The organism is Buttiauxella sp. S19-1, assembly GCF_022134725.1.
GTDB lineage: Bacteria > Pseudomonadota > Gammaproteobacteria > Enterobacterales > Enterobacteriaceae > Buttiauxella > Buttiauxella ferragutiae.
Genome location: NZ_JAHWLU010000071.1, coordinates 1 through 25,729, shown reverse-complemented (window position 1 = coordinate 25,729; position 25,729 = coordinate 1). Strand labels below are relative to the sequence as shown.

Here is a 25,729-nt window from a genome sequence, read left to right as displayed (position 1 = left end):
ATTGGTTAACTCTGGATTTCCCGGCCACCAGCAGCGAGCCGGTCACACCGCCGCAGTTGTTGCTGGACTCATTGGGGATCAGTGAATATCAGGAAGTCCGCCTGGGGCGTACTTACACCGTAGTGCTCAGTACGCAACAACAGGTTGAAGCAATAAAACCTGACTTCCAGCTGATGCAGGGGCTGAATCAAAAGGTTTGTATCACCGCACCGGCCAATGACGAAGGCTATGATTTTGTCAGCCGTTTCTTCTCGCCCGCGTCGTCAATCACCGAAGATCCCGTCACCGGATCGACGCATACCATGCTGATACCTTATTGGGCTCAAAAGCTTGGTAAAACACAGATGTTGGCTCGCCAGGTTTCCCAACGCGGTGGTGATTTACGCTGCCAGTTAGTCGGTGACAGGGTGCATATCGCCGGGCAAGCCGCCACCTATCTAGTCGGAAAAGTGCTGTTGCGCGGCTAAGGTGTTTGTTCCAGTAACCCGATAAACGCGTCGAGTTGTCGGGTTTTCGCACCCCGTCGCCAGATTAGCCAGGTATTCAGGAACCGCCACTCTTCCGGCAATGCCGATGTTGAGACCTGATGGCTGCCGGGCATGCTTTCCAGCATGCTGCGCGGCATCAATGCAATGCCTGCCCCCGCTATGACACACGCCAGCATGCCGTGGTACGACTCCATTTCGTGAATTTTACCGGGTGCTGATTGCTGGCTGTGAAACCAGCTTTCGAAATGTCGTCGATACGAGCAGTTGGCGCGAAACGCATAAATACTGGCTTCGCTGACTTGCCGGGCATTGGTAATCATTACGTGGCCCGCAGGGGCGACAATCACCATTTCTTCTTCATAGACCGAAATTCCTTCAAGCGACGGATGCATGACCGGGCCATCGACAAAGGCCGCCGACAAGCGCCCGTCCAGCACACCATCAATTTGATCACCTGACGGGCCTGTGGCGAGCGAAAGCTGAATTTTGGGGAAGCGTTGGTTAAACAACGCTAAAATACCGGGAATTCGCACCGCCGCCGTACTTTCCAGCGAACCGAGCATCAAAAAACCGTGTGGTTCATCACCTGAAACCGCCATCCGTGCTTCATCAACCAACGCCAGAATCCGTTTACTGTAGCTGAGAAAACTGTGTCCGGCGGGCGCAAGGCGCAAGCGTTGGTTTTCGCGGATAAACAAGTCCACACCGAGATCGGCTTCAAGTTGTTTAATACGCGTAGTGAGATTAGACGGTACGCGATGTACCTTCGCCGCCGCGGCGCTGATACTGCCGGTTTCTGCTACCGCATTAAACATTTCAAGTTGCGTAAGATCCATAAAGCTTTCTCGATTCGTGAATGACTCACTCATTATTATTCATTTTTCATGATTGTCACGGGCGATTAAGGTGAGGGCATCAACTGAACTCTGGGGGCATTATGAACACACACGCTATTTCCATTAATCCGGCTAACGGTGAGCAACTGTCAGCCACACCTTTTGAGTCGGCTCAACAGTTAGATAACGCGCTGGCGGGGAATCATGCGGCGTTTAACCTCTGGCGGCAGGTGTCGCTGGCGGGTCGTGCAGAGAAATTACAGGCTCTTGGTACGGCACTTCGCAACAATGCGGAAGCTTTAGCGCAAATGATCACCGCTGAAATGGGCAAGCCCATTGTTCAGGCGCGTGGCGAAGTGGCTAAATCGGCAAATTTATGTGACTGGTATGCCGAACACGGCCCGGCGATGCTGGCGACCGAAAGTACACCAGTGGAAAACCAACAGGCGGTGATTGAATACCGTCCTCTGGGTGCGATTTTGGCTGTGATGCCGTGGAACTTCCCATTCTGGCAAGTGTTGCGCGGTGCGGTGCCGATTCTTTTGGCAGGGAACAGTTATGTACTGAAACATGCACCAAATGTGATGGGAAGTGCGCGACTGATCAAACAGTTGTTCAGCGAAGCGGGCTTCCCTGAAGGGGTGTTTGAAGTGATCAATGTGACACCTGAAGGTGTGAGCCGGGCGATTAACGACGCGCGGATTGCAGCGGTTACCGTCACTGGTAGTGGGCGAGCGGGGGCTGCGATTGGCGCGCAAGCCGGTGCTGCGTTGAAAAAATGTGTACTGGAGTTAGGAGGTTCCGATCCCTTTATCGTGCTGAATGACGCAGATCTTAATGAAGCCGTTAAAGCGGCTGTCGCCGGGCGTTATCAGAATACTGGACAAGTTTGTGCAGCGGCCAAACGCTTCATTATTGAGGCAGGAATTGTTGACGTATTCACGAAGCAGTTCGTTGCGGCAGTACAAGCTTTAAAAATGGGCGATCCCACTGACGAAACCACCTACATTGGGCCGATGGCGCGTTATGATTTGCGTGATGAGCTGCATCACCAGGTTACAGTGTCACTTAAACAGGGGGCGAACTTACTACTTGGCGGTGAGAAAGTGGCGGGTAAGGGCAATTTCTATGCGCCAACCGTTCTGGGGAATGTCACGCCAGAGATGGTGGCATTTCGTGAAGAATTGTTTGGCCCAGTCGCCACGATTACCGTCGCCCGTGATGCCGAACATGCGCTGGAACTGGCTAATGACAGTGACTTTGGGCTTTCAGCCACCGTATTTACCACCAATAGCCAACTCGCAGAAGAATTTGCCGCACGCCTTGAATGTGGCGGTGTGTTTATTAATGGCTACAGCGCCAGCGACCCACGCGTGGCATTTGGCGGCGTGAAGAAAAGTGGTTTTGGCCGCGAGCTTTCCCATTTTGGTCTGCATGAGTTTTGTAATGTGCAAACTGTATGGAAAGACCGGCGTTAGTTTCGGGTTTTCACCTGCCTGCAACGAACGCAGTCTGATATACTGGCGGGCGTAAAATACCCGCCATTCAGGAGTTTGCAGTGCCAGGTTTGTTAGATAATCAATTACTCGAAGATATTCTGGCGCAGGTTCGGCCACTCATTGGTCAGGGTAAAGTCGCTGATTATATTCCCGCACTGGCTGAAGTTCCGGGCAATAAACTGGGGATTTCCGTTTGTACCGTCGACGGTGAAGTCTTCAGCGCCGGAGATGCCGCAGAACGTTTCTCGATTCAATCCATTTCAAAAGTGCTCAGCCTGGCGCTGGCGATGGCGCGTTATGATGAGCACGAAATCTGGCAGCGCGTGGGTAAAGAGCCTTCGGGGCAGCCTTTCAATTCATTACTCCAGTTAGAACTTGAACAGGGAAAACCCCGTAACCCGTTTATTAATGCCGGGGCATTGGTAGTGTGCGATATGCTGCAAACACGCCTGAGTGCGCCGAAACAGCGCATGCTGGAAGTGGTGCGCGCAATAGCCCAACAACCCGATCTGGCCTATGACAGCCGCGTTGCGAAATCTGAATTCGAGCATTCGGCGCGTAATGCTGCCATCGCCTGGCTGATGAAATCATTTGGTAATTTCGATAACGATGTGATTACCGTCCTGCAGAATTATTTCCACTATTGCGCACTAAAAATGAGCTGCAATGAACTGGCGAAAACTTTCTTATTTCTGGCAAATCAAGGGTGTGCATTACACCTTGATGAGCCAATTATTAGTGCACAACAAGCCCGACAAATAAATGCGTTAATGGTGACCAGTGGAATGTACGATGGTGCGGGTGAGTTTGCCTATCGAGTGGGTATGCCTGGTAAATCCGGTGTTGGCGGCGGCATTATTGCCATCGTTCCGCATGAGATGTCTATTGCGGTCTGGTGCCCGGAACTGGATACCTCGGGTAACTCGTTAGCCGGAACGGCCGCGCTGGAAATCCTCGCACAGCGGATTGGCCGATCAATCTTTTAAACTTAAGCTAAAATTTATTTTTGCACTCATTCAGGTGTATTAACTCTCTAAGCAGTGCATACATAAATATGAATCAAAAAAGCATATCTATTCAAAAACAGATTACGTTATTTTCACCTAAAAAACGCCTGGCGAATGCCGTTAATATATTTGTCATTACCACGCTGTTCTATTTTTTCGGCGCGTCACTTCGCCTGATTGATGAACTGTCGCTGTTCTGGCCGCTCAACGCGGTGCTGGCGGCGGTGTTTGTCCGCCACCCGTTCCTGAACCGGCCTGTTTATTATGTTGTCAGCTATAGTGCGATGGTGGTTTACGACGTCGTCACCACCCACTGGGGATGGCAATCGGCGATAATAAACCTCTCTAACATGGTATTTATTATTATCGTCGCCCGCTTATTACTGCGATATTCCAGAACCCAGGATGAAAACAATTGGGCGCTTAATGCGTTTAATCTTTTTTATACCTGTTTGATTGGTGCCGTTCTCAGCTCTTTATTAGGCTCCATTGGCTCAACTGGCCCATCATCTGATTATCGTCACTTTATTTCGCTGTTCGCTGACTGGTTTAGCGAACAGTTTTCGACGGGTGTGTTAATGATGCCGTTTTTGCTAATGACCAAATGGCCGCAGTGGAAGGCGTTGCCCGCTTTGCAGTTGTCGAAACTCTACCCATTGCTTGGCGTTGTCATTTCAATTCTTGCTTCGGTGGTGATTGGCGGTGCCGGTAGCCTGGCGTTCCCGTTACCCGCGCTTATCTGGTGTGCCATTCGTTATCCATTGCCGGTGACGGCGTTGCTGACGCTATTAACCGGTGGGGCAGAGATTATTCTGCTGGCAAATTCGATTGTTGCGCTTTCCCCCGATACCCCGTTGGTAGTGAGTGAGATGTTCTCTGCCCGCCTGGGGATCGCCACGATGGCGATTTGCCCGCTAATTGTTTCCGTCAGCGTAGATGCAATCAATCGGCTGATTAAGCAAACCTCGCTGCGTGCGGATTATGACTACCTTACTGGCGTTTATTCCCGTTCAGGTCTGTATGAAGCGTTGAAAAACACCGCACCACTGAACCATCAACCTGAGCAAAAATTCTGCGTGATGTTGCTGGATATCGACTATTTCAAACGTATTAATGATAACCACGGCCATGAATGTGGCGATGTGGTGTTGGCTGCTTTCGCCCGGCGTCTATCCGAAATCGTCGGTGAAACAGGGCTGGTCGCTCGTCTTGGCGGTGAGGAGTTTGTGGTGGCCTGTAGCACAGATACCGAACAAAAAGGGTATGCCATCGCGGAGCAAATCCGTAAGGATATTGAACGCACCGCGTTTCGTTACCAGCAACAAACGCTGTTTATCACCGTCAGTATTGGCCTTGCAACAACGACTCCAGGACAACAAACGCTTCTCGATGCGTTTAACTCGCAGCTCGCGCAAGCGGATAAGTACCTGTATTTGTCCAAGCGCAACGGGCGCAACCAGACCAGCAGAGCGTCGTTGAGCGAGTGCGTTATTAATAGTTAGTGTGATGAGGTCGACATTTTATTAGTTGTCGTACCAAAAATAATTGGTATAACAACTCTTGTTTGATCAAAACGGGGTTTCACTTTGTTGGGTTCTGATAATTTGTTTGGGATATTTCTAGTCGTTCATCCTGTACACACCAAGGAACAACATAGTGAAAACTCTAAATCGTCATGATTTCCCTGGCGCTCAATATCCTGAACGTATTATCCAGTTTGGTGAGGGCAACTTCCTGCGCGCTTTCATTGACTGGCAAGTCGATTTACTCAATGAACATACGGACTTAAATGCGGGCGTGGTGATTGTACGTCCGATCGACAGTGCATTCCCACCGTCGCTATCAACCCAGGATGGGCTTTACACCACGGTTATCCGTGGCCTGAACGAGCAGGGCGAAGCGGTAAGTGACGCACGTCTGATTCGCTCAGTAAACAGAGAAATCAACGTCTATCAAGAGTACGACGCGTTCCTTAAGCTGGCACATAACCCAGAGATGCGTTTTGTGTTCTCCAACACCACCGAAGCGGGTATCAGCTACCACGCGGGCGATAAATTTGCAGATGCGCCAGCGGTAAGCTATCCGGCTAAACTGACCCGTTTGCTGTTTGAGCGTTTCAGCCATTTCAACGGTGCGGTCGATAAAGGCTGGGTGATCATTCCTTGCGAACTGATCGACTATAACGGCGATGCACTGCAAGAGTTGGTGCTGCGTTACGCGCAAGAATGGGCACTGCCAGCAGCATTCATTCAATGGCTGAATGACGCCAACACCTTCTGTTCAACACTGGTTGACCGTATCGTGACCGGTTACCCGCGCGACGAAGCCGCCGAGATTGAAAATTCACTCGGTTATAAAGATAGTTTCCTCGCGGCGGCAGAACACTTCTACCTGTTCGTGATTCAGGGGCCGGCATCTTTGGCTCAGGAACTGCGCCTGGATAAATTCCCGCTGAACGTGCTGATTGTTGATGACATTAAGCCTTATAAAGAACGCAAGGTAGCGATCCTCAACGGTGCTCACACCGCACTGGTTCCGGTTGCGTATCTGGCAGGCTTGAATACCGTTGGCGAAGCCATGAACGATGCCGAAGTGTGTGGTTTTGTGGAAAAAACCATTGCGGAAGAGATTATTCCTGTCCTGGATTTGCCGCGTGACGAATTACAGTCATTCGCCCAGGCGGTCACCAGCCGTTTCCAGAACCCGTATATTCAGCACCAGTTGTTATCCATCGCGCTGAATGGCATGACTAAATTCCGCACCCGTATTCTGCCGCAATTGCTGGCGGGCCAGCAGGCGAGCGGGACATTGCCTCCGCGTCTGACTTTCGCACTGGCGGCACTGATTGCCTTCTATAAGGGCGAACGCAACAACGAAAGCTATCCATTGCAGGATGACGAGCATTGGTTGGTTCGTTATCAACAGCTTTGGACATCACTGGGCGACAAGCAAATCACCGTGCAGCAACTGGTTGAGGCCGTGTTAAGCGACAGCGATCATTGGGGCCAGGATTTGACTCAAGTCGCGGGGCTGGTGGCTAAAGTTAGCGAAGATTTGCAGGTTATTCTGAGCCAGGGCATGCGTGCTGCGGTAGCTCGTTACTGCTAAGCATCAAAAAATGTGGTGGATGGCGCTGCGCTTATCCACCCTACAAAACCGGTTAACTTGTTGCTTGATTGGTGGATGACGCTGCGCTTATCCACCCTACAAAACCAGTAATCATGCGGTTTGTAGGTCTGATAAGCGCAGCGCCATCCAACAAAATCCCTTTATTTATCGTCGCCCATAATGGTTTTCATGGTGGCTTCGTCAGGCAGACCCTGATGTTGTTGCAGGCGCCCGTCTTTGTTCAGGTAGTAAATGGACGGTGTGGCGCTGCCGCCCAGTTCGTCCATTAATGCCAGGTTGTTTTCAAGAGCTTTGGTGATTTCTGGTTTGATGGTCGCAGGGACGTTTAACGTCATTTTGCCCTTGCTGTTTTCATATTCCGCCAGCGTTTTTGCCGGGTCGTCAGACATCATAATGGCTGCGGCTTTTTGACCGCTATCCGGGCGCAACATCCCAACCATTAAGACACGCAGTTGTACTTTGCCGGAACTCAACCACGGTTGTGCGTTGAGCCAAAACTGGGTGCAATACGGGCAGTAAGGATCGGCAAAGGCGTAAACAATCTGCGGGGCGTCAGCTTTACCTGCTGCGATCCAGTGATTTTTCTCGAGTTTTTGCCACATCTCTTTAGCCATCGGCGCATAAACCCATTTCTCTACCTGAGCATCGCTGAGGTTTTTACCGCTGGCATCGACCAGATTTCCCATAATCGCATGCTGTTTATCCGGGGTCAGGAACACGGTAGTGCCTTGTCCCTGAAACTGCATCACATAGCCTGGTAAGTCACCTGGACCTTTAAATTCACCTTTCAGTTCAAATCCTTGCTGCTGTAAGGCGCTAATCGGGGCAGGGAGTTTAGCATCCGTAGCCAGTGCAGAAGTGCTGGTGAGGAGTGCAAGCGACAGGGTCCATACTGCATGTTTCATTATCTAATCCTTTTCATTCTTTTGATGAATGTACGCCTCGCCAGGATACCTGCCGTCGGCCAGGAAGGAAAGTTATCGATTAGAAAGATGAACGGGCGTTAATTTGCTATCGTATGCGCCATTATTCAGATTCATTGGACGCATTATGACCCACTCATCGAAAGACCCTCTGCACGGCATGACACTTGAAGCCATTGTGAATGCTTTAGTTGCACGTTTTGGATGGGAAGAACTGGCAAAACGCATCAACATCAATTGTTTTAAAAGTGACCCAAGCGTGAAATCCAGCCTTAAGTTTCTACGCCGTACCCCATGGGCGCGTAAAGAAGTCGAAGATTTGTATCTTGATTCTTTAGAAGACGAAAAAGTCGCTCAAAAAGAACCCCCTGCTGATAGCCCGTGGGCAAATTGGCAGAGTAAAAAAGGGCAGGAATAACGATTCACAGCGGGGACTGCAATTTGTGGTTCCTGATCCTTAGCTCCCTCTACGCAACATGATAACCAACACAAACATTCCGCCAACACCTGCGGTGATAATCCCGATTGGCAGTTCCTGTGGAGCAATGAGTGTTCGGCTCAACAAATCTCCGGCAGACAGCAGGATTGCGCCCAGGATGCCAACCAGCGGCAATAATCTGCGATGCCGCACGCCAGCAAATGGTCGTGCCAAATGAGGTACCATCAACCCCACAAAACCAATGACACCGGTGAGTGAAACGAAGATTGCTGTCGCCATTGAGCAACAAAGAAAGACTTCACTACGCAGGCGTGTCACGTTAATGCCCAACGAACAGGCAGTCTGTTCGCCCGCCAGCAAGCCATCCAGTGAACGCCAGCGTAGTGAAATGAATACGATAAGCAGAAGCAGGGCGATGGCGGCAAAGCCAAGGTTATCCCAGCGCGCCAAACCCAGCCCCCCTAACGCCCAAAACAGGGCATGACTGGCAGTGCGTTGGTCGCCGGAAAAAATCAGATAATTAGTGAGCGCACCAAACAAAAATGACACTGCCAGCCCGCAAATAATCAACTTCTCTGTCCCTTTATGCGACTGAGACATAAAGATAATCATCACCGCTGCCGCAGAAAGCATCCCGCCAGCAAACGCGGCGATGGGCAAAGTCCACATGCCAAGAGTGCTGCCAAGACGGGTGGTCACCAGCACAACACCCGCAGAAGCGCCAGAAGACAAGCCAAAGAGAAAAGGGTCAGCCAGGTCGTTACGCGTGGTGGTTTGTAGCAGCGAACCGACCAGCGCCAGGCCTGCTCCAGCCAACATTCCCAGTAACGTGCGCGGTACACGCAACTCCAGCACGATGCTTTTTATCATCGGCGAGACTTCACCTGGCATTAAATCCAGCGCGGTCAACACGTCGGAAAAAGAGAGCGGCACGCTGCCTTTCGCCACGTTTGCCAGTGTTAAACCCGCCAACAGAAACGGCGCAATAATCCACACCAGTAAAAATCGTTTATCGGCGTACATCAGTTGAATGCGCCAGGGTAAAGCGCATGGGCGACTTTGCCGATAGCGGTGATATTGGCAGGGCCGGGCGTCAGCTCCTGGTATTTAAGTCTCAGGTAGCGGTGATGAATAACGGCTGGCGTGTTTTTCATTAACGGATGCTGTTCGAGGAACTGCTGTAACTTGTCAGCTCCACCATTAAAATCTGACTGATAGTCCACCAGAATAATGAACTCAGGCTCGGTCGCGGCGACACTTTCCCAGTTGCTGAATGCCCAACTTTTGTTCAGCGTATCCATGACATTTTTACCGCCAGCAGCTTCGATAATCGCCGTTGGCATGGCGTAAGCCCCGCTGGTATAGGGTTTATCTTCACCGGAGTCGTAAAGAAACACGCGCAGCGGTTTGCGTCCGGCAGTTTTGTTATTTAAATCGGCAACCTGCTTTTTCCAGCGACTCACCAGTTTTGCTGCATCTTCTGCTTTGCCAAACGCTTTACCCAGTCGTTCCATATCGCCGTAAAGCAAATCCATACTGGCGCGTGGGCGGTGGCTATCAACGTGAATACAGCTTTCGCTCAGGATAAGCGTTTTGATATTGAATTTTGCCAGCGCTTGCGGAGTGACATCACCGCGCAGACCGTAGTTCCAGCCAGCATAAAAGAGGTCAGGCTGGGCAGCCAGCAGGGTTTCCATTGACGGATATTTGGCGGCAAGCTCAGGAATATCTCCCTGTAATCGCCTAAACGCCGGGATGTTTTTGTACCAGCCAGAAACACCGGTAATGCCAACCATTTTGGGTTGCAGGTGCAGGTCAAACGCCATTTCGGACAGGTTAATGTCATGAACGACCATGCGTTTAGGGGCTTCGGTAAAGGTCAGCGGTTTTCCGCAGTTATCGACAGTTACCGGAAAACCAGAGGCACCGGCAGTACCGGTAAGTGCGGCTAACAGTGCCGCAAGCATTAAATTTTTCACACAAACTCCTGATTCATCAGGCGTTGCACCTTACAGGAATTAATAGTGTGAATGGATTCGATTAGATCAATTAATGATTAGTTATTTGTATAACCATTAACTTCTGAGGCCAGGGCTTCAAAAATACGCACCGTTTTGCCATTTTGGGGATGGGTAACGTGCAGGCTCTGCATGCCGAAAACCTGCGCAAGCCAGGGTGAATCCAACACTTCGGCGGGCGTACCACGGCAAACCAGGCGCCCGGCATTCATCATAAGCACCTGGTCTGAGAACGGTTGAATCAATTCAAGATCGTGAAGTACTGCAAGCGTAGTGATGTTTTTGTGCTTAACCAGGTTCAGTAACTGGTGGCGAGCGAGTGGATCGAGATGATTTGTCGGTTCATCAAGTAACAGTAATGCCGGTTTTTGCGCCAGTACACGGGCAAAGCCAGCGCGTTGTCGTTCTCCACCGGATAATTTCCCCAGCGCCACCTGCCGCAAGTGGTTGATGCCGACATCATTGATCGCACCAGCAATCGCTTCGTTATGTTCAGTTTGCGTGTGTTCGGCTTGCCAGGGGATGCGACCCAACGCCACATACTCATTGACTGTCAGCCGTGAGTCCGCATTGTCATGCTGGGTGAGCAGCGCCACACGGCGCGCCCGTTCAAGCGGCTTCATCGTGCGTAACGTTCTACCCTGAATCACTATCTCGCCACGGGCGGCCTGGAGTTCGCTGATGATAAGGCGCAGCAATGTTGATTTCCCACTGCCATTCGGCCCAATAATCGCGACAAACTCCCCGGCGTTAACATCAAAAGAGACCGCATTAACTTGCGGCGAGTGACCGGAAAAACACAGGGTGAGGTCGCGGACACAGAGCAGGCTTCCAGACATTGAAGAATTCATTAGGTAAATCATTTACAGAAACAATGGCGCACAGGATAGCAGCCTTTGCTGCTAGTCCGTAAACATCCCTGTCAGGCTGTTGCCGTTGCGGGTTTGCGTGTACCTAACATCACCAAAGGAATAGCGAGCAAATAAACGGCCACCACCGAAAGCCAGATAGCGCCAGGCCACTGTTTCTGTACAACGAAATAAAAAGCGGAAAAGAACAGCGGGGCAATGATCGAGGCGAGACTCACGGCGGAAGCCAGTACCCCCTGGAATTGCCCCTGACTATCGGCATCCACCTGGCGAGTTGCCAGCGCCTGAAGCGCTGGTGTGCCGATACCGCCTAACGCAAACAGCGGCATAATCGCAAACACCATCCAGCTTTCATGCGCAAAGGCGATGGTCATCAGGGCAATACAGGCGCAGCTGATTCCGACGAACACCGCACCGCGTTCTCCAAATAGCCTTGCCGCTGGTCCTGGCAGAAATACCTGTACCAGCGCCTGACACAAGCCAAATGCTCCCAGCGATAAACCTATCCAGAAACCATTCCAGCCAAAGGCGTCAAACCCCCACAGTGCCCAGCAAATCCCGTAAGCTTCGCCGGTGGCACTAAGAATGAAGAAGGTGAGTACTACTGGCATTAGCCCTTTCATGGAACAGATCCAACGAAATGGCCGCAGTGGATTAAGTGCCGTGAGGTCGAGTTTCTTGCGTTCAGGTTGATGAGACTCAGGCAACACAAATAGCGCGAGCAGAAAATTGCAGCCATTGAGTACCGCTGCCGCGATAAATGGCAGGCGCACCCAATAGTCCCCCAGAATTCCGCCCAGTAACGGGCCGACAATAAAGCCGAGTCCAAACATCGCATTGAGTAGACCAAAATGCCGCGCACGTTGGTCAGGTGCGGAGACATCGGTCAGATAAGCGGTGGCGACGGAGATATTGGCGCTCGTCATACCAGCAATGGCGCGGCCAACAAACAGTAATGCCAGATTCGGTGAAAAGGCGAGAAACAGGTAATTTACCGCCGCGCCACCGAGAGATAACAACATCACAGGCCGACGGCCAATACGGTCGCTGAGCGTGCCAAGAACGGGTGCGAGCACGAACTGCATCGCAGCATACAACGCGGTCAATGTACCGATATAAATGGCGACATTGCCACTGTGGGTAATGTCTTTTAATAGCGAGGGGAGGATCGGAAAGATAAGACCAATACCCACGGCATCAAGAGCAATAGTGGTGAAAATTACCATAAGGGGTTTATTCATAAAGCGTTCCTGTCGGTATTCAGGTTGCGCACTGAGTGGAGCAAAACCTGTAACGAGCCTAAAACTATTCAGGCATTTAAGGACGCTGGTCGAGAATTGCGCGGAGCGCATCTTAGACTTGTGTGGCGACCACGGTGAGTTTAGTCAAACTGTGGTCACTTTTTCGCGAGGTCTGTCTTTATATCACACACTTCGACAAATTAAAGACCTTCGCTGACAATGATTTTTGCGCATTTTTTTCCAGGAAACCGCGCAACTTTTTAACCAGGTTAAACTTTTATGAGCGGTGACTGGTTTATGATGGTCTTCGACTTGAAGATATCCAGGCTATCTATAGTGGGTGCGAGCACAGAGGAGAATGGTGTATGGAAAAGTATGTGTTTTACGTCAAAGACGAAGCCACGAAAATTTTTGCCCGTAGCGCACTGTCGAAAGACGATATCAAAAAGCTAAAACAAGACGGCTTTAAAAAATATCCGCTGGAGTTTGAGGCGGAAAGCAAGCAGGAAGCCATTGACAAGTTAAATGAAAACACCCGTGACAATATGGATTCTTTAGGTGGTTTTTCTGCCACTATCGCTTTTATAGCGTTGACCGTTGTGATCATGGCAGTGCTGGTTTATCTATTCTAATCTACGCCCCAAACCATTACCAAAATTAATGGTAATTAGGCAATATCTTGTTTGTTTAAAATTAAACAAAAAAAATCAGGCTTAGCACAAAAGAATTAACCACAACATCGACTGTGTCATAAAATTCGCGTCCTTATTTTCGGTATTTATACAACTCTGGTTGTTTAATGACCGTTCTTTAAAATGGATTGGGATCACATGCGGTTTAAAAAAATACTTCTTATTGCAGTTTTGGCTATTGCCGGTTGTAGCGCTAAAGGCGATACCGCTAGCCAGCAACGTAACACTATCCAACAAATGCGAATTGATACGTTAACTAAATTGTATAAGATTCATCCTGAGGCTCGTAAACAGATTCTGAAGTCTAAAGGGTACGCCGTATTCTCAAATAATAGCAGCAAAATCCTGGTGTTAGGGTTCGGCAGTGGTTATGGCGTGGTGAAAGATCTTAGAAGCGGCAAAGACACCTATATGAAAATGGCTCAGGCTGGAGCCGGTGTCGGGATGGGCGTTAAGCAATTACGCACCGTTTTGGTCTTTAATGACAGCAAAGCGCTGAGCGACTTTATTAAAAATGGTTATATTGTTGGCGCTGATGCAAATGCTGCGGCAAAATATGACGATAAAGGTTTGCCTGCAGTCAATGCTTCGGCAAGTGCTGTCGCACCAAGTTCAGTCGAGTTACCTAAACAGCTTTACGTCTATGAAATGACAGAAAAAGGCCTTGCTGCACAGGCCATGGTTAACGGCTATAAATACTGGCCAGATGACGCTCTGAACGGTAAGTAATACAGAATAAAACGGTGCCTGGCGCACCGTTTTTTTATGTTTTTGTTCCACCTCTGCTTTCCATCCTCTCTTGTAAGGAAGTGTAAAAAACTTAGCCATTTGCTTATGTCAGTATTTAGCTTTGATTTTAACTGCGCACTGGATCTTTCATAAATAACGCCGATATATATAAGTACCCGCGAAATATGTAATAGGTCTGAACATGTTTAAAGATTACAGCGTAAGAACCGTAATTATTGTTTTTACAGCAATTGCAATTGCTGCCATGGATTTAATAGCCTTCCTGTTACTAGTAAATGTTAATATTTTACTTATGCTAAATGTGATCGGTGTCGTTTTACTGCTCATCTTATGGGCTTACATGACTAAATATCTTGTCAGGCCGATTAATGAAGTTAAAAGAAATATTGATGAAATCAATACAGGTAATTTGTCCATATCTATACGTGAGTTTGGTAATAACTGTGCAGGGAAATTAATTCCCGGAATAAACAGCCTGGCAAAAGAAATCTCCAATTTGGTTATGGATATCAGGAGGTCTTCAAATTCAGCCAGTGAGTTATCGAGCACTCTTGCTAACCAAAGTGCGGATTTATCGGTAAAAACAGAACAACAATCGGCGATGTTGATGCAAACCGCCGCCAGCATGGAAGAGATTTCCGCAGGGACCAGGAGTAATGCAGAAAACACCCGCCAGCTAAACATCATCACCAGCGAAGCACATAAATCTGCCGGACATGGCAGTGATTTGATGCATAAGCTGACCGAAAATATGGTGTCGATTACCGATTGCTCAAAGAAAATGACTGAAATTATTAGCATAATTGATGGTATTGCATTCCAGACCAATATCCTGGCATTAAATGCCGCAGTGGAAGCCGCCAGAGCGGGCGAGCACGGTAAGGGTTTTGCTGTCGTCGCCGGTGAAGTCAGAGTATTAGCGAAAAAAAGTTCAGAATCTGCCAAAAATATTAAGTCGTTAATTGAGCAAACGAATATTAATGTGATGCAGGGCGCGAAACTGGTTTCTGAAGCAGAAAAAAATATGCACGATATTGTTTCGGGATCCGACGATCTTAATTTGCTGATGGAGCACATCTTTATCTCGACTAATGAACAGGAAAAAGGGATCCAGCAAATTACTGTCGCGTTATCAGAGTTGGAAAAAGTTACACACAGCAATGCGGCAGTGGTGGTAGAACTGGCTCACTCTTCGGATGTGTTAAAAGACCAGGTTGTGGAATTGCAAACCAGAACCAATAATTTGCGTCTTGGCGACGAAGAAAGGGTGCTCGTAACTGGCACGCCCAGGAAAGTTCCTGCTAATCCACTGAAACAGGCTGAAGAAGGGTTGTGGCAAACATTTTAATTTAGTGTTATTAAATGCCCGTTTGCCTTTGCCGTAGCCATACACGCCCGAAGAGATCGGCCACAGGATAACTTGTGCGCTATTTGTTCAGGGCGTGATACGATGAACTTCATTCATTGAAATGGCTAATCATCATGTCCCTCTTAGATTACGCAATGAAGCGCTTCGGTAATGCGGCAAATAGCTCGGTGACATGTCCTATTTGTGGAAGCAAATCTTCACATCCAGCAAATAAAATCCGTCAGGGGCAAACATTGCTCTGTCCAAAATGTAAATCACTGTTCGTGATACCGCGATAACACGCTGTTATGCGATAAATCCCGGTCATGAAATACTCCAGACCTGAAGTTGCCAATCATGTTTAGTTATTGATAACCGGTCGGATAAATTCAGATTCTGCAAAAAGACCTCATCATGTGAAACAACGACCAATGCCCCCTGGTAACTGCAGAGCATAATTTCCAGAGCCTGTATGGAAATTAAATCCAGATGGTTACTGGGTTCATCAAGCAGCAAGAGTTGTGGGATTGGGTCGGCGTACAGCACACAAGCCAACGCCGCTTTCAGGCGTTCACCCCCACTCAGCAGGCCGCTGGGGATCTGGATTTTGTCAGCATCAAGGCCGAGCTGCGCCAGCCGCATACGTAAATCCGCTTCACCAGCAGTGCGGTTGGCGAGCTGGATCTGTTCCAGAACAGTGCATTGTGGGTCAAGGCTCGTGAGGTGCTGATCGAGCCACGCGTAACTGCGTGAGACACGAGACTCCCCGGACAATGGCTGAAGCAGACCCGCCAGCACTTTTACTAATGTCGATTTCCCACATCCGTTATCTCCGACAACGCCGATGCGCTGCTGGGCGGTTATCGTCAGATTCAGAGGAGCAGGGAAGTTAGCCATATAGGGAAGTTGCACATCTTTGAGTTCAGCAACCATGCGTCTGCCAGGTGAATTCACTGCCAGGGAATGCACCACAATCGCCGAGTTTTCCTCTACCTGAGTTGCCGCTTCATGTACCCGTTTATCGAGTAGCGCCTGGGCGGCGAGATGTTGCTGGTTTAATTTCCCTGCTGATGCTTCACTGCGTTGTTTTTGCCCGCCCAGTAAAATTTTGGCCTGGTTGGCTTCGCGTCCTTGTCGGTTTCCCCTGGATTGCCGCTTCTCAAGCCGTTGCTTCTGCTCACGAAGCGCTTTTTGTTCGCGCTGGCGCTCACGTTTGCGTTGTTCAAGTAGTTGCAGAGCATTTTGCGTTTCTAGCGCCTTAAGCTGCGCGTAAAAAGAGTAGTTTCCGCCGTAGTTACTCAAACCCAGTGATGACAATTCCACAATTCGCTGCATTGACTCCAGCAGTTGCCGATCGTGGCTTACGACCAACATCCCACCCTGCCAGCGTTGTAACTGGTTAATCAGCGCCCGCCGCCAGGTGCTGTCGATATGGTTGCTTGGCTCATCAAGGATTAAAAAATCAGCCTCCGACAGCCAGGCACCAGCCAGCGAAACGCGCATCGCTTCACCACCACTTAACAGGCTGACAGGCGTGGAGGCGTCAAGATGCCCGAGCCCACATCTTTCAAGTTCAAACTGTAATTGCTGACGGATATCCCAGCGCTGGCCAACAAGATCAAAATCGGACGTAGACACGCTGCCTATTTCGATGCGTTCCAGTGCGTCAATCGTTGCCTGCACACCGGCAAGATCCGCAACGGTAGACTCCGGCGGATAGACAATCTGCTGTGCCAGATACCAGGCGGTTCCGGAACGTGTGCAGCGCCCGGATGACGGTGGAATTTGCCCTGCTAAAATCTGCGAGAGCACACTTTTACCCACGCCATTTCGCCCAACAAGGCCGGTATGACGGGTGTCAAAAGTTTCAGTGAGTTGCGTGAACAGCGGGGTGCCGTCAGGTAAGGTGAATTCGACGCTTTCCAGCGCGATATAAGTATTCGTCATGGTGTACTCCATAGATGCCAGAAACTGACCCGAACAGGCGGGGCAACTCAATTGGCCGTCAGACAGACGGCAGCATCAATGGCGCATTGGCGTAATACCTATAGAGAAGAAATGAAGTAAATTATTTTAGATACGATGTATTGAAAGTAAAGGGCAGTATGAATTTTGCGCACAAATAGTTTACCGGAAAGGTGACTAACAACCGGTCGTCATGACGACCGGGAAACCCTATTTTTTCATGCTCTCGTTCATAATGGCGGTCACTTGCTTGAGCGTCTGCGCCGCATCTTTAACACCTTTTGCTTCCTGTGTTTTCACCCAGTTTTCTTGTACCTGTTGATACTGCGTGATCACTTTCCAGCTTGCCACTTCCTGCGGCGTCAGCGTACGGATAGTCACGCCATCGTTTGTTGCTGAAAAATGCCACTGGGTAACATTCAATATTATTGATTCCCTTTGTAAAACGAGGAAATCATATTCAGCAGGTTGATAGATCCGAGGTTTGTACCAGGCTTAGCTGATTCACACCGATTCTGAATTAGGTCATGCTTATGAACGCAGAAATTAAGGGGGGGATTGATATTGCCATCAAAGTCCCCTCACATCAGTATCAACAGACGCTTGATTTTTATCGTCATACTCTTGGACTCCCTGAAATCACAGATAAATTGCCGGCCACCGGCTTCGTACTTGGCCCAAATCGATTGTGGATCGATGAAGCGCCAGGTTTGAGCCAGGCCGAAGTGTGGCTCGAACTGTTTACTCCTGATTTCAACCTGGCGCAGCAGCATATACAAGAACATGGGGTAGTTCGTTGCGACAGTGTCGAACTCTTACCCGAGGGTTTTAAAGGGGGGTGGATAATGAATCCATGCAATATTGTGCATATGTTAAGGGAGCCAGAAGCCTGGTAAAATATGTGTATCCGGAGCAAAATTCGGCTGCCCTGGATTCTGCCGCTACAGCGTTATTTTTCCGGAATAGTTTCTGACCCATTGATGCAGCACTCATCTTGTAAGTACTCAATAATGCTTGCAAGAACATCGTACTGTGCGACACACATCAGTGTCCGACTTTCCCGATTTTGTTGCAGCAGACCCACAGATACCAGCGCTGAAATATGATGGCTAAGCGTCGACCCCGGTATCTCTAACTGTTTCTGTAGTTCACCTACGGGTAATCCCTGACTGCCAGCTTTGACCAGATGTTTGAAAATAAACAGACGTGTAGGGTGCCCCAACTCTTTCAATGCTTTAGCGACCATTTCCAGTTGCATAATCTCACCTCCCGATAACTGATATTTCGATAATACCAGAAATATCTTTTGCCCCACAAATCACTTCGAATATACTAGAAATATAGTTTTTTTAATTTGTGAGGAGATGAAGATGAGTAATGGATTAACAATGCTGTCCGATGCGTCAAAGATGTTCCTTTTTTTGGCCGCCGAGTTGTCGCTGTTGTTTCTGGTGATTAGCCTGGGCGTCAATTTACTACGGCAGAAGATTCCAGATAGCAAAATTCAGGCAATGCTGGGGGCACGCAAGGGCAGAGGCTATGTCATTGCGGCTTTGCTCGGGGCGATCACCCCATTTTGTAGCTGTTCGACGATTCCCATGTTACGTGGGTTGCTGTCAGCCAGAGCTGGCTTTGGCCCGACGCTGACCTTCCTGTTTGTCTCGCCGCTGCTCAACCCGATTATTGTTGGCTTGATGTGGGCGACTTTCGGGCTGAAAATCACTCTGCTCTATATTGTTATCGCCACTGTCATATCAGTGCTGTCCAGTCTCATTCTGAGTCAGTTCGGTTTTGAACGGTATGTCATTAACGAGAAGCGCAAAGGAATATCTTCTCCCGTAGGCTGCTTTGCACCCAATACAAAACTTCAGGTAGCCTCATGTTGTAACAGCAACACGACACCGGTTCGGATAAATATTCAATCTATTAAAACGGGTAGTTCATGCTGTGTCAGCACGCGTAGTGAGGTATCAACAGCATCAACACCAGGAGCGATGAAGCAGGCATGGCAGGAGGCGTGGAAACAGTTTAAGGAAGTCTTTCCGTATCTGCTGGCAGGGGTGCTGATTGGCGCTTTTATTTATGGTTTTGTTCCCACCGAGTGGATTGCCAGCCATGCCGGGAGCAATAACGCTTTTGCCGTCCCATTGAGTGCGATTATCGGTATTCCACTTTATATCAGAGCGGAAGCCGTGATCCCGCTGGCGTCTGTTTTAATGACTAAAGGGATGGGAACTGGCGCAGTCATGGCGCTAATTATCGGCAGTGCGGGAGCCAGCTTAACAGAGGTGATTCTGCTTAAATCTATGTTCAGAATGCCGATGATTATTGCCTTCCTGACGGTGATTTTAGGCATGGCCGTGATGATGGGGTATCTGACGCAGTTGCTCTTCTAGCGGAAAAACCAAGGGAGCAGCCTGTGCTCCCTTGATCTTATTTAGTTCTTGATCTGTTTACCTTGTGCATCAATAACTTGTTCACCATCTTCCTTAGTGAACGCGCCGCGTTGCGCATCAGGCAAAATATCTAATACCACTTCGGAAGGTCTGCATAACCTTGTGCCCAGAGGGGTAACGACAATCGGTCGGTTAATCAAAATAGGGTGCTGCAACATAGAATCAATTAACTGCTCGTCACTGAAGGAATCTTCCGCCAGCCCTAATTGCTCATACGGTTCGACATTCTTACGCAACAACGCCCGCGCCGAAATCCCCATATCGGCGATCATTTTTACCAATTCCGCACGCGTGGGAGGCGTTTCCAGATACAAAATAACCGTCGGTTCAGTGCCGCTGTTACGAATTAACTCCAGCGTGTTACGGGACGTTCCACAACCGGGATTATGATAAATAGTCACATTGCTCATGGTGATGATCTCTTGTTAAAACAAAAAATTACAGTGCTACTGACAACCGCAGGGCTAATGCCGCCAGCGTGACGAATAACACAGGGATAGTCATGACAATGCCCACCCGGAAGTAATATCCCCAGGTAATCGTCATATTTTTCTGTGCCAATACATGCAGCCACAGCAACGTTGCCAGACTGCCGATTGGGGTAATTTTAGGGCCAAGATCGCTGCCTATTACGTTGGCATAAATCATCGCTTCTTTGATGACACCGGTGGCAGTGCTGCCATCTATCGACAGCGCGCCGATCAGAACAGTCGGCATATTGTTCATCACCGACGACAGGAATGCCGTCAGGAACCCGGTGCCCAATGTCGCCGCCCACAAGCCATGTTCTGCCAGTTGGTTGAGCAGGGAAGAAAGGTAGTGGGTCAGACCCGCATTGCGCAGACCATAAACCACCAGATACATCCCCAGCGAGAAGACAACAATTTGCCACGGTGCGCCACGCAGTACCTTGCCGGTATTAATGGCATGACCTTTTTTCGCCACTGCAAACAGAATTAGCGCGCCAACGGCAGCGACCAGGCTGACCGGCACCCCGAGTGGCTCCAGAGCAAAGAACCCCACCAACAGCAGCACCAGAACCAGCCAGCCGGTTTTAAAGGTGTTGATATCGCGGATTGCCGCTTTCGGCTCTTTTAACAGTGAAATGTCGTATACGGCGGGGATATCTTTGCGGAAAAACAAGTGCAGCATCACCAGCGTGGTTGCAATGGCCGCCAGGTTAACCGGCACCATCACCGCGGCATATTCTGCGAATCCGAGGTTAAAGAAATCAGCCGAGACAATATTCACCAGATTCGAAACAATAAGAGGCAGGCTGGCCGTATCGGCGATAAATCCTGCGGCCATCACAAAAGCTAGCGTTGCCCCTGGGCTGAAACCCAGCGCCAGAAGCATCGCAATCACGATAGGAGTCAGGATCAGTGCAGCACCGTCATTCGCAAACAGTGCTGCCACCATTGCGCCTAACAGGACAATCCAGGTAAACAGCAACCGACCACGGCCATTGCCCCAACGAGCCACATGCAGAGCAGCCCATTCAAAGAAACCTGACTCATCTAGCAGAAGGCTGATAATGATAACCGCGATAAAGGTAGCGGTCGCATTCCAGACAATCTGCCAGACCACCGGAATATCACTCAGTTGAACAACACCTGTCAGAAGCGCAAGGACTGCGCCAAGCGAGGCACTCCAGCCAATACCCAACCCACGAGGTTGCCAGATAACCAAAACGAGAGTGAGTAAAAAAATTGCACCGGCCAATAACATTATGAACTCCATTCATATTTGATTAGGCGTATGTATCCTCTGTTCCTCAACATGAGGCAGTCAAAGTATTCTTGAGTTTATTGCGTATGTTCTCGCGTTCGCAGTTCCAGGCGGAGTCAATAATCGCGGCAGCCCAGGCAGGTATATGTGGCGACAAACGATAGTGAACCCATTTTCCTTCACGGCGGTCGGTTACCAGTTCCGCCTCACGTAACAAAGCCATATGACGGGATATTTTGGGTTGGGATTCAGCCGTGGCTGCACAAATATCGCAGACACATAACTCGCCATACTCCCTTAGCAGCATCACGATAGTTGAACGAGTTTCATCGGCAAGCAGTTTAAAAAGCTGAACAGGCTGTAGCATTTTTAACCTCAATATGAATTGACAATACATATGTTAATTCATATATGATTGGTTTTAAAGAACAGCTTTAAAAACGGAGGATTTTTCATGACTCACTTACCCGCAATTGACCGAGGCTCTTTTGATGAAGCAATTGCCAGCAAACTTCAGAGCGATAACCAAGAAGCTCCACGCATTTTGATTCTTTATGGTTCTGTGCGGGCGCGTTCTTACAGCCGCTTTGCCGCCGAAGAGGCAGGGCGCTTGCTGAGTGAAATGGGGGCTGAAGTAAAAATTTTTAACCCTTCAGGATTACCATTGCCTGATGACGCACCGGATACTCATCCTAAAGTGCTGGAATTACGAGAACTGGTCAGGTGGTGTGATGGCATGGTCTGGAGTTCCCCGGAAAGACACGGCGCCATGAGTTCTGTTATGAAGGCGCAGATAGACTGGATACCGTTGAGTGAAGGAGCAGTGCGGCCATCTCAGGGTAAAACACTGGCCGTGATGCAGGTTTGCGGCGGGTCGCAATCATTTAATACTGTAAACCAGATGCGCGTGCTTGGTCGCTGGATGCGGATGTTCACTATTCCAAATCAGTCATCAGTACCGAAGGCATGGCAAGAATTTGATGATGAAGGGCGAATGAAACCGTCTGCCTGGTATGACCGGATTGTAGATGTCACTGAAGAGCTGTTCAAAATCACTCTCATCCTAAAAGGGCACACCGGATATCTTTCTGACCGTTACAGCGAAAGAAAAGAGAGCCATCAGGAACTGTCGAAGAGGGTTAACCAGACGAAAATCTGACAGGCCAAACTTCCTACGTTAAAGCAGTTGTCACCCTCCTGGAAAAAATACCAAAAGGGTGACAGTACTGAAATTCAAAATTAAACCGTAGTATTAGTAACCACTTTTTAATCTATGTTGAATATAAGTACGATTAGCGATTATCAAATGTATCATTTGAATAATCGTTTTCACCGGCGATCGAGACAGTGACATCATTAAATTGCAGGCCATTCACGGCAACGATGCGGCCGAATTCTTTTGCTTCGATGCTGCACTGACTGAAGCGAATATTCTCCATCGGTTTTTCCGGGAACGCGACGAGATCAAATGCCCTTGCAGGTAATTTGTAATCTGGATCTAATGTGGCTTTAACATTAGAGATGCTGATATTTCTCACCTTGGTCATTTGCATGTTTTCAGGGATTTGCAATGCCACGGCCTGCCACATTTCAGGTAACTGGTCGATATTTTCAAACAGTTTTCTGTTATATGAGTTATGCCAGTCCATTATCCATGAGAATGGGAACTGAACGTTCTTCATATGTAGATTTTCCACCACCACATCTTCAATGAAACCACCGCGTTCTTTGGATGATTTCATTCGGAATCCGCAATCAGAGTCTTCAAATTCGATGTCATGAATATGAATGCCGCGAAGACCGCCACTGACTTCACTACCCAGCGTGATACCGTAGCCTGACTTAATCTTACAATTATCGATTTCAATGTTTTCAGAAATTTTACCGACACGGTAACCATCACCATCGCGTCCGGATTTAATCACGATGCAATCATCACCACACGAGGCTACGCACTCTGTGACACGAACATTTGTCGATGAATCAATGTCAATTCCGTCAGTGCTTGGCCCATGGTTATCACCAATTTTTACATTACGAACCAATACGTTATTCGCATAGGTGATTTGCAAGTTCCAAAAACCAGCTCTCTCAAATGTGATATCAGAAATCTTGATGTTTTCAGCCTCGTAAATCAGGCAGGAGCGAGGGCGCTTCACCAGATAATCGGCAATCCAACGCAGACCTTTCTTGTCATAGTCGACGCGTAAACCGCTGTTTTTATCTGCACCACAATAAATATCCCACCAGTGTTGGCCTTGCCCATCAATTAAACCATTGCCTGAAATTTCAACATTATTGGCTGAGATAGCATTTAAAATGGCTGCTGGCCACGGCATTTCAACACCGGCCACTCGGGTTTCGATTTCTGGATAATCTGCCAGATCTTTAGAGCCCAGCAGAGTGGCACCATCCTCAAATTTTAATTTGCTGCCTTCTTTTAAAAAGAGTGCACCAACCAGATAAACCCCTTTTGAAATAAATACTGCTTTGCCTTGTGCTGCACCCAGGTCGATTGCTTGTTGAATAGCATGGGTATCTTTTTCAACCCCGTTACCCGTTGCACCAAAGTCTTTAATATCAAGTTGTGTTGTCATGCTAAAAATCTCTTTATGGTTTTTACGATTAAATGCCGTTGATCTTGTTCAAAGTTTTTTCCATATCCAGTGTTGTTTTCTTATTCAATGGATAGAAATAAATCAATATGACAGCTGAGGCAAATAAGCAGAATGCAGGCAGAAGGTTAGCCATGGTATAAATGCTTTCTTGTACTTCGAGGCTTTGTACTGTTCCACCGGTCGAAGAAGACTGGTAGTTAATTAATGCCAACATGAAGCCGGCAATCCCACCCGCACAAGCTTGTCCGATCTTTCTGGCGAAGAAGTTCACTCCGTAAACGGTACCGTCTTCACGCGTTCCAGTCACATACTGATGATAGTCACAGACATCAGTCATAAATGCCCAGATCATCAAGTTGAACAGGCCAGCGCCCAGGGTTGCCAGGAACAGGAAGACCAAATAGATCTTAGGATCTGTTATGTGGCAAAAATACATAATCAAATACATGGCAACGGAGAACATCAGTGCACAAACGCTGGCTTCTTTCTTGCCAAAACGGCGGGTCAAGAATGATGCAGAAGGTGCCAGTAAAACCAGAGAACCAAAGGTGAACAAGAGGGCGATGGACATAGCCTGTTTATCATGGAAGTAATCGTTAAACAGATAAGTCATGTTGGTTCCGGATAACCCCTGGTTGATCACAATAAGCAGGTCAACCACCACCAGAACGATCAGCGCTTTATTTTTCAGCAGACCTTTCAGCAGCTGTGAAAGGGCCATACTCTCTTTCGCTTCTACACGCACACGCTCTGTGGTTAATTTGCATGTCAGTGTCAGGAAGATGAATGCCAGGCATGCACAGCCAATGGCGATCCAGAAGAAATGCTGTCCAGAAATCACCTGGCTGCCGTCAACCATCGTTTTGTACATCAGGATTGGGATAAAGAACCCTGTTGCGCCGCCACCGATTGCCGAACCCACGCTTCTGTAGGTAGAAAGGGACACGCGATCATCCGGGCTGGAGCTGATAGCCGCAGACATTGCGCCATAAGGAATGTTGATGGTCGATAACAGCGCGCCGTATAAAAAATACGAAACGCAGATATAAATGATTTTACCTGTATAGGATAACTCTTGCGCAAACGGCAGGAATAATACGATTGCAATGGCACAGAATGGATACTTCATTCTGCGAATCCAGGGGTTAAAACGACCTGTTGCTGTCAATTTTGACGTGTCACACATGCGACCGACCGTCACGTCAACAAAAGCGTCAAAAAGTTTTGTGCCAAAATATAATGAACCAACGATGATCCCTGAAACACCAAGGACGTTTGTGTAATAAATCATTAAGAAGCTATTAACTAGCCCTAAAATAAAGCAGGTGCCTAAGTCACCACACATGTAACCAATTTTATCCCTCATACCAAAGGGCTTAATTGCAGCTATTCTTATTTTTTCATCATTTAAAACTTTGGTACTCATAGAGCTAACCCTCTTAATTCTCATGTAATAAAAATATTAAGAATCTATTGCGATTTTGTATACCACTTCCTATTTGTGTCATACAGGTAAGTAATGCTGAGAATAATTGGTATGACATGATTGTTTGTTGTTGGCGGTCACATAAATAAAAAACCCAAGATAATTACTCTGATAATTGTGATTTTATTCACATTGTTATTGCTTGTTTTTTTAAAGTTTATTTTTAAACTTTTTAGGGGCGTGAAAGTGGTTTACCAAATAATTTATTTTTAAATGAATTGTTTATTGTTTTTTAAC

The 25,729-nt window shown here is 48.4% G+C and carries 27 protein-coding genes; 13 read left to right on the top strand and 14 right to left on the bottom strand.

Features of this window, described 5'->3' with window-relative positions; translation table 11 throughout:
* Positions 1-467: PhzF family phenazine biosynthesis protein (locus MES37_RS15670; RefSeq protein ID WP_237931953.1), on the top strand; the 467-nt coding region annotated here is incomplete at its 5' end.
* On the opposite strand, the gene ptrR is transcribed toward MES37_RS15670, so the two are convergent.
* Entirely contained in the window at positions 464-1,324 is an 861-nt protein-coding gene (gene ptrR / locus MES37_RS15665) for a putrescine utilization regulator PtrR (protein WP_237931951.1), read from the bottom strand. The genes MES37_RS15670 and ptrR overlap by 4 nt on opposite strands.
* Before the next feature lie 98 nt (positions 1,325-1,422).
* Here ptrR and sad point away from each other — a divergent pair, with 98 nt between their 5' ends.
* The 4 genes from sad to MES37_RS15645 all read left to right on the top strand — a co-directional run bounded on the left by sad (position 1,423) and on the right by MES37_RS15645 (position 6,938).
* Positions 1,423-2,802 (top strand): succinate-semialdehyde dehydrogenase, encoded by a 1,380-nt coding sequence (gene sad / locus MES37_RS15660; protein WP_237931955.1) that lies wholly within the window; start codon positions 1,423-1,425, stop codon positions 2,800-2,802.
* Positions 2,803-2,882: 80 nt separating this feature from the next.
* Positions 2,883-3,809 (top strand): glutaminase B, encoded by a 927-nt coding sequence (gene glsB, locus MES37_RS15655; protein WP_064546799.1) that lies wholly within the window; start codon positions 2,883-2,885, stop codon positions 3,807-3,809.
* A gap of 68 nt (positions 3,810-3,877) precedes the next feature.
* Positions 3,878-5,332, top strand: coding sequence for a GGDEF domain-containing protein (locus tag MES37_RS15650; protein ID WP_237931949.1), 1,455 nt, complete (start codon positions 3,878-3,880; stop codon positions 5,330-5,332).
* 154 nt (positions 5,333-5,486) lie between these two features.
* Complete coding sequence (locus MES37_RS15645; protein ID WP_121813460.1) at positions 5,487-6,938, top strand: tagaturonate reductase; 1,452 nt, start codon at positions 5,487-5,489, stop codon at positions 6,936-6,938.
* Between the two features lie 161 nt (positions 6,939-7,099).
* Here the strand turns inward: MES37_RS15645 and dsbG are convergent, their stop codons facing one another.
* A complete protein-coding gene (gene dsbG, locus MES37_RS15640) occupies positions 7,100-7,864 on the bottom strand; it encodes a thiol:disulfide interchange protein DsbG (RefSeq protein WP_133521460.1) in 765 nt (254 codons plus the stop codon).
* A gap of 145 nt (positions 7,865-8,009) precedes the next feature.
* Here dsbG and MES37_RS15635 point away from each other — a divergent pair, with 145 nt between their 5' ends.
* The gene (locus MES37_RS15635) at positions 8,010-8,300 is read left to right on the top strand and encodes a VF530 family DNA-binding protein (protein ID WP_064546791.1); all 291 of its coding nucleotides are present in this window, start codon (positions 8,010-8,012) and stop codon (positions 8,298-8,300) included.
* Positions 8,301-8,339: 39 nt separating this feature from the next.
* Here MES37_RS15635 and MES37_RS15630 read toward each other — a convergent pair whose 3' ends face one another.
* From MES37_RS15630 to MES37_RS15615, 4 genes are all read right to left on the bottom strand, one after another.
* Positions 8,340-9,344, bottom strand: coding sequence for a FecCD family ABC transporter permease (locus MES37_RS15630; protein ID WP_237931947.1), 1,005 nt, complete (start codon positions 9,342-9,344; stop codon positions 8,340-8,342).
* The gene (locus MES37_RS15625) at positions 9,344-10,300 is read right to left on the bottom strand and encodes an ABC transporter substrate-binding protein (RefSeq protein ID WP_237931945.1); all 957 of its coding nucleotides are present in this window, start codon (positions 10,298-10,300) and stop codon (positions 9,344-9,346) included. The genes MES37_RS15630 and MES37_RS15625 overlap by 1 nt, the downstream gene beginning before the upstream one ends.
* A gap of 77 nt (positions 10,301-10,377) precedes the next feature.
* Entirely contained in the window at positions 10,378-11,178 is an 801-nt protein-coding gene (locus MES37_RS15620) for an ABC transporter ATP-binding protein (RefSeq protein ID WP_237931943.1), read from the bottom strand.
* Between the two features lie 83 nt (positions 11,179-11,261).
* Positions 11,262-12,449, bottom strand: coding sequence for a TCR/Tet family MFS transporter (locus tag MES37_RS15615; protein ID WP_237931941.1), 1,188 nt, complete (start codon positions 12,447-12,449; stop codon positions 11,262-11,264).
* A gap of 365 nt (positions 12,450-12,814) precedes the next feature.
* Here MES37_RS15615 and MES37_RS15610 point away from each other — a divergent pair, with 365 nt between their 5' ends.
* The 4 genes from MES37_RS15610 (at position 12,815) to MES37_RS15595 (ending at position 15,538) form a co-directional block, all read left to right on the top strand.
* Positions 12,815-13,081 (top strand): hypothetical protein, encoded by a 267-nt coding sequence (locus MES37_RS15610; protein WP_064546780.1) that lies wholly within the window; start codon positions 12,815-12,817, stop codon positions 13,079-13,081.
* 198 nt (positions 13,082-13,279) lie between these two features.
* Positions 13,280-13,870 carry a YSC84-related protein gene (locus MES37_RS15605; RefSeq protein ID WP_064546778.1) on the top strand — a complete coding sequence of 197 codons (591 nt, stop codon included), beginning with the start codon at positions 13,280-13,282 and terminating at the stop codon, positions 13,868-13,870.
* A 202-nt stretch (positions 13,871-14,072) separates the two neighbouring features.
* Complete coding sequence (locus MES37_RS15600) at positions 14,073-15,239, top strand: methyl-accepting chemotaxis protein (protein WP_237931939.1); 1,167 nt, start codon at positions 14,073-14,075, stop codon at positions 15,237-15,239.
* Positions 15,240-15,373: 134 nt separating this feature from the next.
* Complete coding sequence (locus MES37_RS15595; RefSeq protein ID WP_074388569.1) at positions 15,374-15,538, top strand: YnfU family zinc-binding protein; 165 nt, start codon at positions 15,374-15,376, stop codon at positions 15,536-15,538.
* Positions 15,539-15,563: 25 nt separating this feature from the next.
* Here the strand turns inward: MES37_RS15595 and MES37_RS15590 are convergent, their stop codons facing one another.
* Both MES37_RS15590 and MES37_RS15585 read right to left on the bottom strand, forming a co-directional pair.
* On the bottom strand, positions 15,564-17,186 hold the full coding sequence (locus tag MES37_RS15590; protein ID WP_237931936.1) for an ABC-F family ATP-binding cassette domain-containing protein: 1,623 nt from the start codon (positions 17,184-17,186) through the stop codon (positions 15,564-15,566).
* Between the two features lie 228 nt (positions 17,187-17,414).
* On the bottom strand, positions 17,415-17,627 hold the full coding sequence (locus tag MES37_RS15585; protein ID WP_121813472.1) for a hypothetical protein: 213 nt from the start codon (positions 17,625-17,627) through the stop codon (positions 17,415-17,417).
* Between the two features lie 110 nt (positions 17,628-17,737).
* On the opposite strand from MES37_RS15585, the gene MES37_RS15580 reads away from it, so the two are divergent.
* A complete protein-coding gene (locus MES37_RS15580) occupies positions 17,738-18,100 on the top strand; it encodes a hypothetical protein (RefSeq protein WP_133521468.1) in 363 nt (120 codons plus the stop codon).
* Positions 18,101-18,153: 53 nt separating this feature from the next.
* Here MES37_RS15580 and MES37_RS15575 read toward each other — a convergent pair whose 3' ends face one another.
* Positions 18,154-18,462, bottom strand: coding sequence for an ArsR/SmtB family transcription factor (locus MES37_RS15575; RefSeq protein ID WP_064546771.1), 309 nt, complete (start codon positions 18,460-18,462; stop codon positions 18,154-18,156).
* A gap of 112 nt (positions 18,463-18,574) precedes the next feature.
* On the opposite strand from MES37_RS15575, the gene MES37_RS15570 reads away from it, so the two are divergent.
* The gene (locus MES37_RS15570; protein ID WP_237931934.1) at positions 18,575-19,600 is read left to right on the top strand and encodes a permease; all 1,026 of its coding nucleotides are present in this window, start codon (positions 18,575-18,577) and stop codon (positions 19,598-19,600) included.
* Positions 19,601-19,641: 41 nt separating this feature from the next.
* Here MES37_RS15570 and arsC read toward each other — a convergent pair whose 3' ends face one another.
* Genes arsC through MES37_RS15555 form a run of 3 tightly spaced genes read right to left on the bottom strand, consistent with a single transcriptional unit; the run spans position 19,642 to position 21,755 of the window.
* On the bottom strand, positions 19,642-20,070 hold the full coding sequence (gene arsC / locus MES37_RS15565) for a glutaredoxin-dependent arsenate reductase (RefSeq protein WP_121813475.1): 429 nt from the start codon (positions 20,068-20,070) through the stop codon (positions 19,642-19,644).
* A gap of 28 nt (positions 20,071-20,098) precedes the next feature.
* The gene (locus tag MES37_RS15560) at positions 20,099-21,388 is read right to left on the bottom strand and encodes an arsenic transporter (protein WP_237931933.1); all 1,290 of its coding nucleotides are present in this window, start codon (positions 21,386-21,388) and stop codon (positions 20,099-20,101) included.
* A 46-nt stretch (positions 21,389-21,434) separates the two neighbouring features.
* Complete coding sequence (locus MES37_RS15555; RefSeq protein ID WP_064546763.1) at positions 21,435-21,755, bottom strand: metalloregulator ArsR/SmtB family transcription factor; 321 nt, start codon at positions 21,753-21,755, stop codon at positions 21,435-21,437.
* 87 nt (positions 21,756-21,842) lie between these two features.
* On the opposite strand from MES37_RS15555, the gene arsH reads away from it, so the two are divergent.
* Entirely contained in the window at positions 21,843-22,547 is a 705-nt protein-coding gene (gene arsH, locus MES37_RS15550) for an arsenical resistance protein ArsH (RefSeq protein ID WP_064546761.1), read from the top strand.
* A gap of 133 nt (positions 22,548-22,680) precedes the next feature.
* On the opposite strand, the gene MES37_RS15545 is transcribed toward arsH, so the two are convergent.
* The gene (locus MES37_RS15545) at positions 22,681-23,985 is read right to left on the bottom strand and encodes a glycoside hydrolase family 28 protein (protein WP_064546759.1); all 1,305 of its coding nucleotides are present in this window, start codon (positions 23,983-23,985) and stop codon (positions 22,681-22,683) included.
* A gap of 28 nt (positions 23,986-24,013) precedes the next feature.
* Positions 24,014-25,432 (bottom strand): MFS transporter, encoded by a 1,419-nt coding sequence (locus MES37_RS15540; RefSeq protein WP_064546757.1) that lies wholly within the window; start codon positions 25,430-25,432, stop codon positions 24,014-24,016.
* Positions 25,433-25,729: the final 297 nt, after the last annotated feature.

Bases quoted from the DNA above. Each gene is read 5' to 3' on its own strand.
- arsH (WP_064546761.1), top strand. From the start codon at position 21,843: ATGACTCACTTACCCGCAATTGACCGAGGCTCTTTTGATGAAGCAATT.
- MES37_RS15615 (WP_237931941.1), bottom strand. From the start codon at position 12,449: ATGAATAAACCCCTTATGGTAATTTTCACCACTATTGCTCTTGATGCC.
- MES37_RS15590 (WP_237931936.1), bottom strand. From the start codon at position 17,186: ATGACGAATACTTATATCGCGCTGGAAAGCGTCGAATTCACCTTACCT.
- MES37_RS15650 (WP_237931949.1), top strand. From the start codon at position 3,878: ATGAATCAAAAAAGCATATCTATTCAAAAACAGATTACGTTATTTTCA.
- MES37_RS15610 (WP_064546780.1), top strand. From the start codon at position 12,815: ATGGAAAAGTATGTGTTTTACGTCAAAGACGAAGCCACGAAAATTTTT.
- MES37_RS15555 (WP_064546763.1), bottom strand. From the start codon at position 21,755: ATGCTACAGCCTGTTCAGCTTTTTAAACTGCTTGCCGATGAAACTCGT.
- MES37_RS15605 (WP_064546778.1), top strand. From the start codon at position 13,280: ATGCGGTTTAAAAAAATACTTCTTATTGCAGTTTTGGCTATTGCCGGT.
- MES37_RS15580 (WP_133521468.1), top strand. From the start codon at position 17,738: ATGAACGCAGAAATTAAGGGGGGGATTGATATTGCCATCAAAGTCCCC.
- MES37_RS15560 (WP_237931933.1), bottom strand. From the start codon at position 21,388: ATGTTATTGGCCGGTGCAATTTTTTTACTCACTCTCGTTTTGGTTATC.
- MES37_RS15630 (WP_237931947.1), bottom strand. From the start codon at position 9,344: ATGTACGCCGATAAACGATTTTTACTGGTGTGGATTATTGCGCCGTTT.
- dsbG (WP_133521460.1), bottom strand. From the start codon at position 7,864: ATGAAACATGCAGTATGGACCCTGTCGCTTGCACTCCTCACCAGCACT.
- MES37_RS15575 (WP_064546771.1), bottom strand. From the start codon at position 18,462: ATGCAACTGGAAATGGTCGCTAAAGCATTGAAAGAGTTGGGGCACCCT.
- MES37_RS15540 (WP_064546757.1), bottom strand. From the start codon at position 25,432: ATGAGTACCAAAGTTTTAAATGATGAAAAAATAAGAATAGCTGCAATT.
- arsC (WP_121813475.1), bottom strand. From the start codon at position 20,070: ATGAGCAATGTGACTATTTATCATAATCCCGGTTGTGGAACGTCCCGT.
- MES37_RS15595 (WP_074388569.1), top strand. From the start codon at position 15,374: ATGTCCCTCTTAGATTACGCAATGAAGCGCTTCGGTAATGCGGCAAAT.
- ptrR (WP_237931951.1), bottom strand. From the start codon at position 1,324: ATGGATCTTACGCAACTTGAAATGTTTAATGCGGTAGCAGAAACCGGC.
- MES37_RS15600 (WP_237931939.1), top strand. From the start codon at position 14,073: ATGTTTAAAGATTACAGCGTAAGAACCGTAATTATTGTTTTTACAGCA.
- MES37_RS15570 (WP_237931934.1), top strand. From the start codon at position 18,575: ATGAGTAATGGATTAACAATGCTGTCCGATGCGTCAAAGATGTTCCTT.
- MES37_RS15545 (WP_064546759.1), bottom strand. From the start codon at position 23,985: ATGACAACACAACTTGATATTAAAGACTTTGGTGCAACGGGTAACGGG.
- MES37_RS15635 (WP_064546791.1), top strand. From the start codon at position 8,010: ATGACCCACTCATCGAAAGACCCTCTGCACGGCATGACACTTGAAGCC.
- MES37_RS15620 (WP_237931943.1), bottom strand. From the start codon at position 11,178: ATGTCTGGAAGCCTGCTCTGTGTCCGCGACCTCACCCTGTGTTTTTCC.